Source organism: Sphingobium sp. SG1 (genome assembly GCF_057063145.1).
In genome coordinates, this window is sequence record NZ_JBVVOJ010000107.1 from 1 (window position 1) to 250 (window position 250).

Annotated in this window: 1 pseudogene; it reads left to right on the forward strand. The window is 62.4% G+C overall.

Annotation, left to right across the window (positions count from 1 at the left end):
• A pseudogene (locus AC0KVN_RS27740) lies at positions 1-250 on the forward strand (DNA helicase II); the annotation flags it as partial.

A 250-nucleotide genomic window follows, 5' to 3' on the forward strand; every position in this document is an offset into this window, starting at 1 on the left:
GGTGATTGAGACCGACGAATTGAAGCCGAAGGCACGCGGCAGCCTGCGCGACGTCATGACCAATTTCGACCGCTGGCGCGCACAGCGCGACATCGTTCCGCACACGCAACTTGCCGAGATCGTGCTCGATGAATCCGGCTACACCGAGATGTGGCAGAAGGACCGGTCCGCCGACGCCGCCGGCCGCCTCGACAACCTCAAAGAACTCGTGCGCTCGATGGAGGAGTTCGAGAACCTGCAAGGCTTCCTC